Source organism: Amycolatopsis sp. NPDC039088 (genome assembly GCF_055598845.1).
The window spans coordinates 162,426-176,507 of sequence record NZ_JBVKAE010000005.1 but is presented as its reverse complement, the minus strand read 5'-3'; the positions used below and the strand labels follow the sequence as shown (position 1 = coordinate 176,507).

14 protein-coding genes are annotated in these 14,082 nt (G+C 67.7%); 4 read left to right on the top strand and 10 right to left on the bottom strand.

The window, feature by feature from the left end:
• Positions 1–24: 24 nt before the first annotated feature.
• From ACZ7KI_RS08705 to ACZ7KI_RS08680, 6 genes are all read right to left on the bottom strand, one after another.
• Positions 25–210, bottom strand: coding sequence for a 2-hydroxymuconate tautomerase (locus ACZ7KI_RS08705; RefSeq protein WP_181775136.1), 186 nt, complete (start codon positions 208–210; stop codon positions 25–27).
• Positions 211–219: 9 nt separating this feature from the next.
• Positions 220–846: a TIGR03085 family metal-binding protein gene (locus tag ACZ7KI_RS08700; protein ID WP_470272562.1), complete on the bottom strand. Its 627-nt coding sequence runs from the start codon at positions 844–846 to the stop codon at positions 220–222.
• Between the two features lie 62 nt (positions 847–908).
• A complete protein-coding gene (locus ACZ7KI_RS08695; RefSeq protein ID WP_470272561.1) occupies positions 909–2,282 on the bottom strand; it encodes a glutamate decarboxylase in 1,374 nt (457 codons plus the stop codon).
• Between the two features lie 124 nt (positions 2,283–2,406).
• Complete coding sequence (dps, locus tag ACZ7KI_RS08690) at positions 2,407–2,883, bottom strand: DNA starvation/stationary phase protection protein Dps (RefSeq protein WP_470272560.1); 477 nt, start codon at positions 2,881–2,883, stop codon at positions 2,407–2,409.
• Between the two features lie 54 nt (positions 2,884–2,937).
• On the bottom strand, positions 2,938–3,360 hold the full coding sequence (locus ACZ7KI_RS08685; RefSeq protein ID WP_470272559.1) for an organic hydroperoxide resistance protein: 423 nt from the start codon (positions 3,358–3,360) through the stop codon (positions 2,938–2,940).
• A 138-nt stretch (positions 3,361–3,498) separates the two neighbouring features.
• Positions 3,499–4,080, bottom strand: a complete 582-nt coding sequence (locus ACZ7KI_RS08680) for an NADPH-dependent FMN reductase (RefSeq protein ID WP_470272558.1) — start codon at positions 4,078–4,080, stop codon at positions 3,499–3,501.
• 148 nt (positions 4,081–4,228) lie between these two features.
• Between ACZ7KI_RS08680 and ACZ7KI_RS08675 the strand changes: the two genes are divergently transcribed.
• A complete protein-coding gene (locus ACZ7KI_RS08675) occupies positions 4,229–5,275 on the top strand; it encodes an alpha/beta hydrolase (RefSeq protein ID WP_470272557.1) in 1,047 nt (348 codons plus the stop codon).
• 104 nt (positions 5,276–5,379) lie between these two features.
• On the opposite strand, the gene ACZ7KI_RS08670 is transcribed toward ACZ7KI_RS08675, so the two are convergent.
• Positions 5,380–5,910 carry a hypothetical protein gene (locus ACZ7KI_RS08670; protein ID WP_470272556.1) on the bottom strand — a complete coding sequence of 177 codons (531 nt, stop codon included), beginning with the start codon at positions 5,908–5,910 and terminating at the stop codon, positions 5,380–5,382.
• A 410-nt stretch (positions 5,911–6,320) separates the two neighbouring features.
• Complete coding sequence (locus ACZ7KI_RS08665; protein ID WP_470272555.1) at positions 6,321–7,763, bottom strand: catalase; 1,443 nt, start codon at positions 7,761–7,763, stop codon at positions 6,321–6,323.
• Between the two features lie 193 nt (positions 7,764–7,956).
• Between ACZ7KI_RS08665 and ACZ7KI_RS08660 the strand changes: the two genes are divergently transcribed.
• On the top strand, positions 7,957–9,099 hold the full coding sequence (locus tag ACZ7KI_RS08660; RefSeq protein WP_470272665.1) for an MFS transporter: 1,143 nt from the start codon (positions 7,957–7,959) through the stop codon (positions 9,097–9,099).
• 72 nt (positions 9,100–9,171) lie between these two features.
• Here ACZ7KI_RS08660 and ACZ7KI_RS08655 read toward each other — a convergent pair whose 3' ends face one another.
• Positions 9,172–9,543, bottom strand: coding sequence for a hypothetical protein (locus tag ACZ7KI_RS08655; RefSeq protein ID WP_470272554.1), 372 nt, complete (start codon positions 9,541–9,543; stop codon positions 9,172–9,174).
• 61 nt (positions 9,544–9,604) lie between these two features.
• Positions 9,605–10,795 (bottom strand): RtcB family protein, encoded by a 1,191-nt coding sequence (locus ACZ7KI_RS08650; RefSeq protein WP_470272553.1) that lies wholly within the window; start codon positions 10,793–10,795, stop codon positions 9,605–9,607.
• Between the two features lie 239 nt (positions 10,796–11,034).
• On the opposite strand from ACZ7KI_RS08650, the gene ACZ7KI_RS08645 reads away from it, so the two are divergent.
• Both ACZ7KI_RS08645 and ACZ7KI_RS08640 read left to right on the top strand, forming a co-directional pair.
• Positions 11,035–12,534 carry a M48 family metallopeptidase gene (locus ACZ7KI_RS08645; RefSeq protein WP_470272552.1) on the top strand — a complete coding sequence of 500 codons (1,500 nt, stop codon included), beginning with the start codon at positions 11,035–11,037 and terminating at the stop codon, positions 12,532–12,534.
• Positions 12,535–12,546: 12 nt separating this feature from the next.
• Positions 12,547–13,653, top strand: coding sequence for a DUF4034 domain-containing protein (locus tag ACZ7KI_RS08640; protein ID WP_470272551.1), 1,107 nt, complete (start codon positions 12,547–12,549; stop codon positions 13,651–13,653).
• Positions 13,654–14,082: the final 429 nt, after the last annotated feature.

The window sequence follows — 14,082 nt, the reverse complement described above, 5'->3', positions numbered from 1 at the left end:
CCTTCATCTCAGCGGGAGGCGGGGTCAGCGCTCGGAGAAGAGAGTCCCGCCCGCGGCCCAGTGTTCGGCGGGGATCTCGTTGATCGTGACCCAGACGCCTTCGGCGTTGCCGCCGCAGGTGCGGACGAAGGCGTCCGTCACCTCGCGGACGAGGGCCTGCTTCTGCTCGGCCGTGCGGCCGGGGAACATCGAAACGCTGATCATCGGCATGGCCGAACTCTAGAGGCCGCGGTCGTGCTTCCGAAGCCTGTCCACCGCGTAGGCGTCACCTTCGAAGGTGAGCCGGACGGCGTCGCGACCGAAGACGAACAGCAGCAACTCGATCGGCGCGCCGATCACGGTCACCGTGTCCGGGCCGTCCTTCACCCGCGCCTCGCGGCCTTCGGGGGTCTTCAGGATCACGCCGACCGGTGATTTCCGCAGGTTCAGCTTGGCCGCCTGCTTCGCCGACTTCCACGCCGCCGCGTCCCGCGCGGGCTCCGCCGGACGCGGCTCCCAGCCGGGCTGTCCTCGGCGGACGTCCTCGTGGTGCACCAGGAACTCCGGCCCGTTCACCAGCTCGTCGAGGGGGCCGATCGTGGTCGGCCAGAACCGGGCCGGGCCGGACCGCACCTTGCCGACGACCTCGGACCAGGGTCGCGCGGCATAGGAGTCCTGCACCCGCTGCGTGTAGGAGGCGAGCGCGGGCACCAGGATCCCCGGCGCCGCGTCCGGCCGCCGCTCACGCACCAGCAGATGCGCCGCGAGATCCCGTGTCTTCCAGCCCGCGCACAGGGTCGGCGCGTCCGGGCCGACCTCTTCGAAAAGCTCGCTCAACGCACGACGTTCGTCTCCGGCGACTCCCATACCCCCCGACGTTACGCGCCGGTAGTGCCGGAGGAAATCCGGCGTGACGCAGGGCACCCGGCTCAGTGATGGAACGCGGTACGCCGTCGCGGGCGATGATCGAGCTCGGGCAGCAGCCGCCGGAGGTCGGCGAGCAGCAGATCGGCGAGGTCGTGCGTGAAACCGTTGCGCACCACGATCCTCAGCACCGCGAGATCGGTCCGGTGTGCCGGGAAGGTGTACGCCGGAACCAGCCAGCCACGCTCGCGAAGCCGCCTTGACACGTCGAAGACGTCGAAGCTGTCGACATCGGCCTTCGTCGTGAAGGCGAACACGGGCAGCTGATCACCGCGCGTCAGCAGTTCGAACGGCCCCAGTTCGGCGATGCCGTCCGCCAGCTGGGTCGCCACATCCCGCGAAGCCTGTTGCACGGCACGGAAACCTTCTCGCCCGAGCCGGACGAACGTGTAGTACTGCGCGGCCACCTCCGCGCCGGGGCGCGAAAAGTTCAGCGCGAATGTCGGCATGTCGCCACCGAGATAGTTGACGTTGAACACCAGCTCCTGCGGCAACGCCTCCTTGTCGCGCCACACGACCCAGCCGACACCCGGGTAGACCAGCCCGTACTTGTGCCCCGAGGTGTTGATCGACGCCACCCTCGGCAGCCGGAAGTCCCAGACCAGCTCCGGATCGAGGAACGGCGCGATCATCGCCCCCGAGGCACCGTCGACGTGCACGGGAATGTCCCAGCCGGACCGTTCCTGAAGCCCGTCGAGCGCCGCGACGATCTCGGCGACCGGTTCATAACTGCCGTCGAAAGTGGACCCGAGGATCGCGACGACGCCGATCGTGTTCTCGTCGCAGCGGGCGATCGCCTCGTCCGCGGTGAGGTGGAAGCGGTCGCCGTCCATCGGCACCAGCCGCGGCTCGACCTCCCAGTATTCGCAGAACTTCTCCCAGCAGACCTGGACGTTCGCGCCCATCACCAGATTCGGTTTCCCGGCGCGCCCCAGTTTCGACCAGCGGCGTTTCAACGCCATGCCGGCGAGCATGCAGGCCTCGGAGGAACCGGTGGTGGAGCAGCCCATGATCGCGAGGGGATCGGGCGCGTGCCACAGATCGGCGAGGATGTTCACGCAGCGGCGTTCGAGTTCCGCGGTCTGCGGATACTCGTCCTTGTCGATCATGTTCTTGTCGACGCATTCGGCCATCAGCTCGCGGGCCTGCGGCTCCATCCACGTGGTGACGAACGTGGCGAGGTTGAGCCGGGCGTTGCCGTCGAGCATGAGTTCGTCGCGGACCAGCTGGAGCGCGGTGTCGGGCGGCAGCGGTTCCTCGGCGAGGCTGTCGTGCGGGAGGCGGATGCTCGCGGCGAGCGCGGGGTACGCGCCGGCGTGCAGCGGGTTGGCCCCGCCCTTGCGGTCCGGATCGGTCGGCTTCCCCTTGTGCAGCACCATGGACCCGAAGGTAGCCCTGGCCGTCCTCGGCGGCACCTCACCTACCCCGGACGTGCAAGGAAAGGTCCCTTCCTTGCAAAATTTGCAAGGAAGGGACCTTTCATAGCGCGCTAGTGGGCAGAGATCAGGCTTGCTGGGCCTGCCACATCCAGTGCGCCTTCTCGAGTTCCTGGGTGATCTCGATGAGGAGGTCCTGGGTGACCAGGTCACTCTTGTCGGTCTCGTCGATGCGCTTGCGCAGGCGCTCGATCAGCGTCGCGAGGATGTCGACGATCGCGGCGACCGTGGACTCGACGGACTGCCAGTTGTCGGGATAGGACGGCAGTCCGGAGCTCTCCACGACGGCCTTCGCCTGCCCGTTCGGCGAGATGCCGATGGCGTTGGCGCGTTCGGCGACCTCGTCGACGTACTGGCGCGCGGTGGTGACCAGCTCGTCGAGCTGGAGGTGCGCGCTGCGGAAGTTCGCGCCGACGACGTTCCAGTGGGCCTGCTTCGCGATCAGCGACAGATCCACCAGATCGACCAGCGTGGCCTGCAAGGCGTTACCGGTGATCTCCTTGTCGGCTTCGCTCAGCGGACTCTGGATCGGAGACTTGCCCATCTTCGGTCTTCCTTTCAGAAATTGCCGGTACGAGTGGACCTGTCGCGAGCGGGATCAGACCGTCGCCGACAGCGCGACCTCGATGTTCCCGCGGGTCGCGTTCGAGTAGGGGCACACCTGGTGCGCCTGCTCGACGAGCTGATCGGCCTGCACCTGCTCCAGGCCGGGCAGCGAAACGTTGAGTGCCACCCCGAGGCCGAAACCCTCGCCCTGCTTGAGCACGCTGACCTCGGCGGTGACGGTCGAGCCGTTCAGCTTCACCTTCGCCTGGCGTGCGACGAGCTGCAACGCGGAGTGGAAGCAGGCGGAGTAGCCGGCGGCGAAGAGCTGCTCGGGATTGGTCTTGTCCCCGCCCGGTCCGCCCATCTCCTTCGGGATCGCCAACGACTCGTCGATGACGCCGTCAGAGGACGTGACCTCACCGTTGCGGCCGTCGCCGCGAGCGGTGGCCACAGCGGTGTAAAGAGCCTCAGTCATTCTTCGCCTACCTCCTGGTCTCAAGACACGCCCCGTTGAGCGTCTCTTCGGTGCCAACGTCCCGCAACCGCGAAACCTTGCCACCCCATGGCAGGCATCACGTCCGGGAACTACCCGGACGACGACCGGAGCAAACGACTAGTGACCGGGGCGACTCAAGGCGAACTCGGCGACCTGGCTTCCGATCAGGCGGAGGGTGCGGACGGTCTTCTCGTCGGAAGCGCCACCCGCCTCGTCGAACTTGGTCTCCGCGGTGTTGATCGAACCACCCAATGGGGTGGCCCAGCCGCGCAGCGCGTGCGTGATCGTGCGCAGCTGTTCCAACGTGGTGACCGCGGCCTGCCAGCCGAACGCGACGGCGGCGAGGCCGACCGCGCGGCCGTCGAGGTACGGGCGGGCGTCGTCGCGCAGGTCTTCGACGTAGTCCAAGGCGTTCTTGACCAGGCCGGACAACGCGCCGTGGTAGCCGGGTGAGACGACGATGAGGCCGTCGGCGCGGCGGATCGCCTCGACCAGCCGCACCGCCTGTTCGTGCCGCTCGTCCATCGCGGTGTCGTAGAACGGCAGCACCAGGTCCGGTCCGGCGATCAGCTCGGTGGTGACTCCGGCTCCGGCTTCGGCCGCACCGTCCAGTGCGATGCGCAGCGCGCGCTCGGACTGCGATCCCTCCCGCAGGGAGCCGCCGATACCGAGCACATGAACCGAGTTCGTCGAAGTCACGCTTTCGAGGCTAACCCCTCTACTTAAGTGGAGGACCAGGATCTGGAACGGAGGCCTGCGTCACACCCGTTCGCCGCAAAAGCGCACCGTCCCGCTGGACGGTCTACCTACTGGTAAGTAACCTGACGGGAAGCCCTCAGGAGGAAGTATGGCGATACCGCTCCAGATCCGTGCCGAGGCCGCGTTCTCGCAGCTGGCGTTCTGGCTCCCGAAGCCGGTCAGAAGGGCCATCGCCGGACCTCCGCTCCGCCTGGACGGCCAAGAACTCGCCCTGGACGCCCAGCTCCTGCTTCGCCTGCAGAAGCTGGCGAAGGCGTCACTGGTGCGGGGCACCGTCGAGGAGTCGCGCAGTCTCCTGCTGGCGAGCAGGCACCTGGTCAGCGGCAAGACCATCGAACCGGTGGCCACGAGGGAACTCCAGATCCCGACGGGTGACGGCGACGTGCCCGCCACGCTCTACACCCCGGCCGGGCTGCCCGATCCGTCCGCGCTGCTGGTGTTCTTCCACGGCGGCGGCTGGGTGGTCGGCAGCCGCGTTTCCCACGACAACACCGTCCGCTACCTGGCGAAGCAGGCCGGCGTGCGGGTTCTTTCGGTGGAGTACCGGCTCGCCCCGGAGACGCAGTTCCCCGGCGCCACCGAGGACGCGATCGCGGCTTTCGAGTATGCCTACGCGAAGGCGCGGGACCTCGGCGCCGACCCGGCCCGCATCGCCGTCGGCGGCGACAGCGCGGGTGGGAACCTCGCGGCGGTGACCGCGCAACAGGCGGTGAAACGCGGCGGTGGTGTCCCGGCGTTCCAGCTGCTGTTCTATCCGGCGACCGATTTCACCGTGCGCCGCCGGTCCCGGGAATTGTTCGCGGAGGATCTGTTCCTCACCGACACGGACATGAGCTGGTTCGAAGGACATTACGTGCCGAAGGGCACCGATTTGTACAACCCGAAACTGTCCCCGTTGCACGGCGACGTTTCCGGTTTGCCGCCCGCGTATATCGCGACGGCCGGATTCGACCCGCTGCGCGACGAGGGCGAGGCGTACGCGGAGAAATTGCGGAAGGCCGGGGTCCCGGTGGCGCTCAGCCGCCAGCCGGATCTGATCCACGGGTACATCAACTTCATCGGCGTCGGTCAGCGGTTCCGTGAGGCCACCGCCGAAGCGGCGGGCGCACTGCGGCTGGGCCTCGCGCCGAAGTAGCGGCGAAGACGGCCAGAGCCCGAGTGAGGAGAAAAGTCCCCACTCGGGCTCCGGCCCCCATATCGTGGCTCGCCGCCCTGCACGGCGAAACCAGACGACTCTCGTTAGGGCGTCGGCAGCGGTACCGGCGGTACCGGCAGCGGCGGGACAGGGAGTCCGCCGAGCAGGCCGCCGAGGATGCCGGTCACGGCCGCGAGCAGGGCTTTCACCAGGTCACTGACGATCTTCAACGGTCCGGGCAGGTCCGGAAGCGAAGGGATCGGCAGCGGCAGTGGCGGCAGCTGGCGCGCCTTGGCCGTCGGGTCGGCCAGCAGCCTGCTGGACTCGTCGGAGCGGCCCTTCGCCAGGTCGCCGAGCTTCTGGGTCTCGGTCTGGATCTGATAGCGCTTGCCGGCGGCGATATCCGCCAGCACCGGGCTCAGCTTGTCCAAGTCCGCCCGGGTCTTGCCGACGTCACCGGCGTAGGCCACCTTCGTGAGGCCGTCTCGCATCTGCAGCACCTGCGCGGCGAGCGCCTGTGTGTTCGACGAGCCCTTCCCACCCTCGGTGCTAGCCGTCGCGGCGCCGGCTGAGGCCACCGCCAACAGACTGCCTGCGGCGACCGCGGCAATCGTCCGGGCAATGTTGCCTTTCATTCCCTTACCTCCTGGCCTCTGGGACCTGACGAGGTAAATCGATACCCGCCGTATCGGCCGAACACCACCCGATCACCGGTTTGAACCGTTTTCTAACCCTTACGTGCCGGATTCAATATGCGGGAAGACTCCCGCAATTGATTAACGTCGAAATCTTGTGCTTCCCCCTGAAGATCATCTTTTTCGATCAGGTTTATGACCATCCGTGACCGCTTTACCCGTTGGTACGCTTCGTTCACCCACAGCGGTGTAAACGGTGAACGTTTCGCTTCATCACTCTGTTGGACAAGCGTGTCGCACTGCTCCACTCGTGTTGTCCCCCACGCACGCCTCGCCACCTGTATGGCGCAACTCGTTTCACATACGGGTGCGTTCCGGTGGTGGGAGCGGCCTCTCGAAGAGAGGTCGTTCTATTCGCGGAAGGCGTCCGCGATCTTGTCGCCGAGGTCCTTGTCGACGTTCCGCCAGTATTCGAAGACGCGCTCGAGCACCGGCCGCGAAACGTCGTTCGAGGCGTGGCCGATGATGTTGCTCGCGAGCCGCGCACGCTGCTCGTCGTCCATCACCTCGCGCACGAGCGTGCCCGGCTGGCCGAAGTCGTCGTCCTCCGCGTGGAGCTTGTACGCCGACCGGATGACCTCGTCCTCGACGCCGTAGCCCGACGCGGTCTCGGAGGCGGTCTCCGCGTTCGCGTGCGGGCCGCCGTAGGAGTTCGGCGCGTACACCGGGTCGCCCGGGTTGTTGTAGCGCATCGCGCCATCGCGCGAGTAGCTGTTCACCGGGGACTTCGGCGCGTTGACCGGCAGCTGGGTGTAGTTCGCGCCGATCCGGTAGCGGTGCGCGTCCGGGTACGCGAACAGACGGCCCTGCAGCATCTTGTCCGGCGACGGGCCGATGCCCGGCACCAGGTTGGACGGCTCGAACGCGGCCTGCTCGATCTCCGCGAAGTAGTTCGCGGGATTGCGGTCGAGCACGTAGCGGCCGACCTTGATCAGCGGGTAGTCGCCCTTCGGCCACACCTTCGTCAGGTCGAACGGGTTGAAGCGGTAGTCCGCTGCCTCGGCGTAGGGCATCACCTGGACGTACAGCGTCCAGCTGGGGTGATTGCCCTGCTTGATGTTCTTGAACAGGTCGCGGATGTAGAAGTCCGAGTCCTCGCCCGCGATGCGGTCCGCGTCGGCCTGCGAGAGGTAACCGATGCCCTGATCGGTCTTGAAGTGGTACTTGACCCAGAACTTCTCGCCGCCCGCGTTCTCCCACAGGTAGGTGTGCGAGCCGAAGCCGTCCATCTCACGCCAGTTCGACGGGATGCCGCGGTCGCCCATCAGCCAGGTGACCTGGTGCGCCGACTCGGGACGCAGGGTCCAGAAATCCCACTGGATGTCGTGGTCGCGCAGGTGGTTGTCGGCGCGGCGCTTCTGCGAGTGGATGAAGTCGGGGAACTTGATCGGGTCGCGGATGAAGAACACCGGGGTGTTGTTGCCGACGAGGTCGTAGTTGCCCTCGGAGGTGTAGAACTTCACCGCGAAGCCGCGCGGGTCACGCCAGGTGTCGGGCGAACCGTTCTCCCCGGCGACCGACGAGAAGCGGATCAGGCTCTCGGTGCGCACACCCGGCTGGAAGAGCGCGGCCTTCGTGAACTGGCTGACGTCTTCGGTGACCTCGAGGAAGCCGTGGGCGCCGCCACCCTTGGCGTGCACGACGCGCTCGGGCACGCGCTCACGGTTGAACTGGGCGTTCTTTTCGATGAGGTAGTGGTCTTGGAGCAGGATCGGGCCGTTGGCGCCCAGCGTCAGCGAGTCGTTGTCACTCGCGACGGGGATGCCCACGTTGTTCGTGGTCGGCAAGGTCACGCCGGTGCCTCCTGTTTCGTGGTGGTCCCACCACCCTCCCGCGTTTTCTGGAATGAGTCAAGAAACCACCCTCAGACTGGGTGAGGGGTCGACGAAATAAAGTTGCACGCGCGTACCAAGTTACGTTCTCATCCCACGTATGGCCCTCGCTCCGTACCGTCGCGTGTTAGCCGTGCCCGGGGTTCCCAGCTCGATGATGCTGATGTTCCTGGCGCGGCTCCCGATGACGGCCATGGGCGTGACGATGACGCTGTACGTGGTCAACGACCTCGGCCGCGGCTACGGCGCCGCCGGGCTGATCGGCGCGGCCACCACACTCGGCAGCGCGTTCGGGGCGCCGCTCGTCGGCCGGTACGTCGACCGCTACGGGCTGCGGCCGGTGGTCGCGATCTGCGGGCTGGCGTCGTCGGCGTTCTGGATCGGTGCGCCGCATCTGCCGTATCCGGTGCTGCTGGTGGTCGCACTCCCCGCGGGGGTGCTGTCGGTGCCAGCCGGGACGCTGGCGCGGCTGGTGCTGACCGCGCTCGTGCCGCTGGAGCAGCGCCGGGCGGCGTACTCACTGGACACGATCTTCGTGGAGGCGTCGTTCATGATCGGGCCGTCGGCCGGGATCATGGCGATCACGCAGCTGCCCGCGGTCTACGCGCTCACCGGCATCGGGGTCTGCTTCGCGATCTCGGCGACCCTGATCTACCTGCAGAACCCGCCGATCCGCGCCGAGGCCGACGCCGAGGTGTTCACCGGGGAGCGCCCGCCGGTGCGGAGCTGGCTCACCGGACGGCTCGTGATGGCGATGTTCATCGCCGCCGGGGCGCTGTTCTGCCTGGTCGGCATGGAGCTCGCGGCGTTGGCGACACTGCGCGCGAGCGGCGACATCACGTGGTCCGGCCTGCTGATCACGTTGATGTGCGTCGCGTCCGTCCTCGGCGGGGCGATCCACGGCGCGGTCCGGCGGTCGCTTTCGCAGGGCACGCTGATGGTGCTGCTCGCGGTGCTCACGCTGCCGGTCGGGCTGATCGCCGAACCATGGTGGCTGCTGGCGATCGTGCTGTTCCCGAGCAACGTGCTGTGCGCGCCGACGCTCGCGGCGAGCACGGAGACGGTCAGCGCGGCCGCGCCGGCGCGGGTACGTGGCGAGGCGATGGGCCTGCTGGACGCGGCCAGCCGGATCGGACTGGCGATCGGGAGCCCGATCATCGGGTTCGTGATCGACCACTCCAGCGCGGGCTGGGGTTTCGCCGCCTCGGCCGTCGGGGCACTGGCGATCGCGGCGGTCGGCCTGTTCTGGCGCCGCACCCGCACCCCCGCCAAGGTGCCCGCGCTGGCTTCTTCCTGACGCGTTTCGTCCTCTAAATGCGGTAGATGCACGCGCAACTACCGCATTTAGAGGACGAATTGCGGCGGTTGGTCAGGCGCAGACCTGGCGGAGGGCCTCGACCCGGTCGAGGTTGCGCTTGGTCCAGGCCGCGACCTTGCCCGCGTCCTGGATGTTCTCCTTCTGGACCTGCAGGTACGAGTCGGCCATGCCGGTGAGCGCGCCTGCCACGTTCTGCTCGCCGACGCTGGTCGCCAGCTCACGCAGGCGCTTTTCCTTGTCCGCGGCCCGCTCCTTGATGGTCGCCGGGTCCGGGTTGAGGTCGACGAGGCTGAGCGCCTCGGCGCAGGCACCGACCTTCGTCGCCGCCTTGTTCGTCTGATCGACCGCGTTCGTGACCTCGCTGCAGCCCGCCAGCGCGAGTCCGGCGGCCGCCAGGAGCGCCGCGATTCCCAACCTCTTCATGAGAACCACAGTAGCGAGAAACGTGGGTGGTATGTCGGGTTCCCCCGGCACCCACCCCGCTTCACCCCTTGACGCAGATGACCTGCTTCAGGTGCGCGACCACCTCGACGAGGTCGGTCTGCGCCTTGATCACCGTTTCGATGTCCTTGTACGCGGCCGGGATCTCGTCGACCACGCCGGAGTCCTTCCGGCATTCCACCCCGGCGGTCTGCGCGGCGAGGTCGTCGGCGGTGAACAGCTTCTTGGCCTTGTTCCGCGACATCCGGCGGCCCGCGCCGTGCGACGCGGACTGGAAGGACGACTCGTTGCCGAGGCCGCGCACGATGTACGAACCGGTGCCCATGCTGCCCGGGATGATCCCGAGGTCGCCCGAACCCGCGCGGATCGCGCCCTTGCGGGTCACCAGCAGGTCGACGCCGTCGTAGGTCTCTTCGGCGACGTAGTTGTGGTGGCACGAGATCGCGTCGTCGAACGTCGTCTGCGGGACGACGTCCTTCAGCGCCTGCTTGACGAGCGCGACCATGGTGGCGCGGTTGCGCGCCGCGTAGTCCTGCGCCCAGAACAGGTCCCGCCGGTACGCCTGCATCTCCGGCGTGCCCGCGACGAACACCGCGAGGTCCGGATCCGGCAGGTCCGCGTTGTGCGGCAGCTTCCGCGCGACGGCCATATGGCGTTCCGCGAGTTCCTTGCCGATGTTGCGCGAACCGGAGTGCAGCATCAGCCACACGCGGCCTTCGTCGTCGCCGCCCTGTTCGAGGCAGACCTCGATGAAGTGGTTGCCGCCACCGAGGCTCCCGATCTGCCGCGCCGCGCGGTCGTGCAGGTCCTGGACGCCGACGTGCAGGTCGCCGAAGGACTTCCAGAACGCGTCCCAGCCACCGACACCGTGCACCTTCGCCGGGTTCACCGGCGTCTTGTGCAGGCCGAAGCCGACCGGGACGGCCGACTCGATCCGGCGGCGGAGCTTCAGCAGGTCGTCGGGCAGATCCGCGGCGGTGAGCGAGGTACGCACCGCGCTCATCCCGCAGCCGATGTCCACCCCGACCGCGGCCGGGGACACGGCGTCGCGCATCGCGATCACACTGCCGACGGTCGCACCCTTGCCGTAGTGGACGTCGGGCATGACCGCGACGCCGTGCACCCACGGCAGGTTGGCGACGTTGTGCAGCTGCCGCATGGCCTGGTCTTCGACCGAGGTGGGGTCCGCCCACATCCGGATCGGAACCCGCGAGCCTTCGACCGCCGTGTACATGACTTTCCCTTCGTGGAAAACGTTTTGTCGCCTTCGAGAATGCACTGGCCGGACGAACCGGACAAGGCAATTACCGTGCTCCACAGTGGACAGTCCACACGCGACCACCAGTGAGCGGGTGATGTTCATCGCGAAGTCCTCGATCGTATTCGAAAAGTGATCGGCCGCCGCGGGTGATTCGGGCACAATGAGCGCTCGGTGTCGGGGGTACACCAACTCTGGGGAAGGTCCGTTTCACGGTGAAGTCTTTTCGTGGGCTGCTCGCTGCCGTCCTGCTCGCCGGGTTTCCGCTGCTCGTACTGGCGTTCGTCGGCGGGATCGTGGCGCTCGAAGTGGTCGCGCTGCGGCACAACGTTTTCGCGGCGGTGAAGCTCGGCATCATCACGGTTCCGGCCGCGTGGATCCTGCTCAAAACCCTGCTCACGGTCGAACGCACGACCGATGACGAGGTACCGGGCATCGAGGTGACGCCGGAAGCCCAGCCCGCGCTCTGGGCGCTGGTCCGGGAGCTGGCGGACGAGGCGGGCACGCGGCCGCCGGACGAGATCTACCTCGATCCGGACGTCAACGCCGCGGTGACCGAGCGGACCTCATGGCTCGGGCTGAGGGTGTTGCGCCGCCGGATGATCATCGGTGTCCCGCTGATCATGGGCCTGCGCCAGGACCAGTTCCGCGCGGTGCTCGCGCACGAACTGGGGCACTACAGCAACAAGGACACCCGGTTCTCCGCGCTGACCTATCGGGGGCGCAAGTCGATCGCGCGGGTGGTCAACAGCCTCGGCCGCGATGACTACTTCGAGCGCTTCGTCGGCTGGATCTTCAAGCAGTACGCGAAGCTCTACTTCGCCGTCTCGATGAGCGTCTGCCGTGCCCAGGAATTCGCGGCCGACGCGGTTTCTGCGCGGCTCGCCGGTACCGAAGCGGCCGTCTCGGCACTGCGGGAGATCGAGGCGCTGGCCGTCACCTGGCAGTTCTTCATGAACAACTACGCCGCGATCGGCTGGGACGCGGGCTATCTCCCCGACCGGTTCGGCGAGGGCTACCGCGCGCTGCTCACCGACCCGACCAGGGCGGAGCAGATGGAGGAGATGCGGCGGAATCCGTCGGAGGAGAAGACCTCGCGGTACGACACGCATCCGGCCACCCGCGACCGCGTCGCGACGCTGGAAGCCGGGGCGCCGGTCCCGGTCCGCGCTCGCGGCGAGCGTCCGGCGACCGACCTGTTGACCGGCGCCGAGACAATGCTCGACCAGGCGCTTTTCACCGTCTTCTCCGACGAGGCACGTGCGAAGCGGCGGACGGACTGGCACTCCTTGGTCGCCATCGGCCGCCGTCACGCCGCCGCCGAAGCGGCCGCCGAGGTCCTCGGGGAACGGACCCTGGACATGGCGCTGGACCTGCTCGACGCGGGTCGGCACGAGGAACTCGCCGACCCCGGGGAGAAGGCGCCCGCCGGTGCCGGGCCCCGCGCGCGCCGTGAGCTCGCCGCCGTTTCCGTCCGCAGGCGGCTGGAGGTCGTGGTCCGCGCGGCGCTCGCCGACGTCGGGGTCGCGCGGTGGTCGCTGTCGTGGTCGGGCCCGGCGCCGTTCACCGTGGACGGAACGCTCGAGGACCTGCTGCCGTCCGCGCTCGACAAGGCCACGGCCGCCGAATCCGACACCGCGCCATTGCGGGCGCTGCTGACGGCCGCCGGAGTGTCCGCCGGCTATCGGCCGTCCGTCACGCTTGTTCGTTCCTGAAGGAGTTCCGAAGTGCTTTGGCTGCTCAAATCCCGTGAACGCAAGGCCGTCTTCGCCCTGATGAAGGAGGCGAAGCGACGCGGCATCAGCATCGACGAACTCACCGACATCATGACGCCGGAAGAGCTCGCCGCGATGTTGCCACCGTCGAAGCCCAAGTTCAAGGGCAAGATCCCGGACGTCACGCGCTGGGGCCTCCCGCCGGACGGCGAGGTGTCGACCAAGGAGTATTGGACCGACGAAGACATCCTCGCCGTCGAGGAATCGACCGCGCGAGGCGACTGGGAGGACGCCGCGGCGCTGCTGACGTCGACCTGGGGGAACTGGGATCGCCGCAATCTGGTGAACGGCGCGCTCGGCGAGGCCGCCTCGAAGGACGACGAATGGCTGCGGGCGTGGCGCAAGGCGCGTCCGGGCGACCCGGGCGCGGCGCTGGTCAACGCGGAATCGCTGGTGCACGTGGCGTGGGAGGTGCGCAGCGGGCTGCAGGCGAAGCACGTCACCGAGGAGCAGTTCGCCGCGTTCTTCCGGATTCTGGAGCAGGCGGAAGAGGCCGCGAACGAGGCTTCCGCGCTCGCTCCCGAGGATCCGACGCCGTGGGTGACCATGCTCGCGATCGCGATGGGGCGGCAGTACGAGAACGACCAGTACTTGCGGGTCTGGGCGGAAGTCGTCGCGCGCGATCCCCAGCACCGCGGGGCGCACACGCGGGCGTTGCAGTATTGGTGCCCGAAGTGGTTCGGTTCGGCCGAGCTGATGTGGGAGTTCGCCGAGACCGCCGCGGCGAAGTCGCCGAAGCTGGCGCCGCTGCTGCTGATCGCCGCGCACGAATCCGAGTTCCAGGACGTGCCCGCGTGGCGTGATTCGCGAGTCACCGGCGCGCTCGACGGGATCGTCGCGTGGCTCAACGGCGAAGGTCGCGACCACCCGGCGACGCGGGGAGACCGGGCGTACGCGGCGAAGGCGCTCGTCGAGAACGGCCGCTTCGACGAGGCCGTCGAGCAGTTCCGGCACTTGGGGACGCGGGCCGATGGCGGGATGTGGGCCTACAGCGGGGACGCGCGGGCCGAGTTCTTGGCGACGCGGTACGCGGCCTGCTTCGGGGCCACGAAGCCCTGAGGCGTTTCGTCCTCTAAATGCGGTTTTCGCCGGGCGCGCGTGCGGCCAGTGTCGCTCCTGCGGAGGCGTTCTTCTGGTAGTGAAGGCCTCCTTGCCTACTCTGAGGGTAGCGAAGGAGGCTTTCACTACCGTCGGATGTGATCCATGGTGACAGTGGGGCGGCTGTGGCCTCGGCGGCCGGTCGTGAAGTACGTGAAGGTCCCCTTCCTTGCGCTAGACGCCAGGGTCGCGGCAAAGTCGAGATCTCGCAGGTCAGGCGACTATTCCTGCACTGTCGCGGGGCCGGGCGCACCGGCGGTGGAGCTTAGCGTCCACAAAGGACAACGTCGGTCGATTGAGTGCCCGATTGATGCTGCTATGTACGTTTCTAAGTGGGGTCGTGAGTGATAATGAGGGTTATTGAGAGGTAACCCAAACGTGGCGTGCCCC

Bases quoted from the DNA above. Each gene is read 5' to 3' on its own strand.
- ACZ7KI_RS08695 (WP_470272561.1), bottom strand. From the start codon at position 2,282: ATGGTGCTGCACAAGGGGAAGCCGACCGATCCGGACCGCAAGGGCGGG.
- ACZ7KI_RS08685 (WP_470272559.1), bottom strand. From the start codon at position 3,360: ATGACTGAGGCTCTTTACACCGCTGTGGCCACCGCTCGCGGCGACGGC.
- ACZ7KI_RS08705 (WP_181775136.1), bottom strand. From the start codon at position 210: ATGCCGATGATCAGCGTTTCGATGTTCCCCGGCCGCACGGCCGAGCAG.
- ACZ7KI_RS08670 (WP_470272556.1), bottom strand. From the start codon at position 5,910: ATGAAAGGCAACATTGCCCGGACGATTGCCGCGGTCGCCGCAGGCAGT.
- dps (WP_470272560.1), bottom strand. From the start codon at position 2,883: ATGGGCAAGTCTCCGATCCAGAGTCCGCTGAGCGAAGCCGACAAGGAG.
- ACZ7KI_RS08655 (WP_470272554.1), bottom strand. From the start codon at position 9,543: ATGAAGAGGTTGGGAATCGCGGCGCTCCTGGCGGCCGCCGGACTCGCG.
- ACZ7KI_RS08675 (WP_470272557.1), top strand. From the start codon at position 4,229: ATGGCGATACCGCTCCAGATCCGTGCCGAGGCCGCGTTCTCGCAGCTG.
- ACZ7KI_RS08700 (WP_470272562.1), bottom strand. From the start codon at position 846: ATGGGAGTCGCCGGAGACGAACGTCGTGCGTTGAGCGAGCTTTTCGAA.
- ACZ7KI_RS08650 (WP_470272553.1), bottom strand. From the start codon at position 10,795: ATGTACACGGCGGTCGAAGGCTCGCGGGTTCCGATCCGGATGTGGGCG.
- ACZ7KI_RS08660 (WP_470272665.1), top strand. From the start codon at position 7,957: ATGATGCTGATGTTCCTGGCGCGGCTCCCGATGACGGCCATGGGCGTG.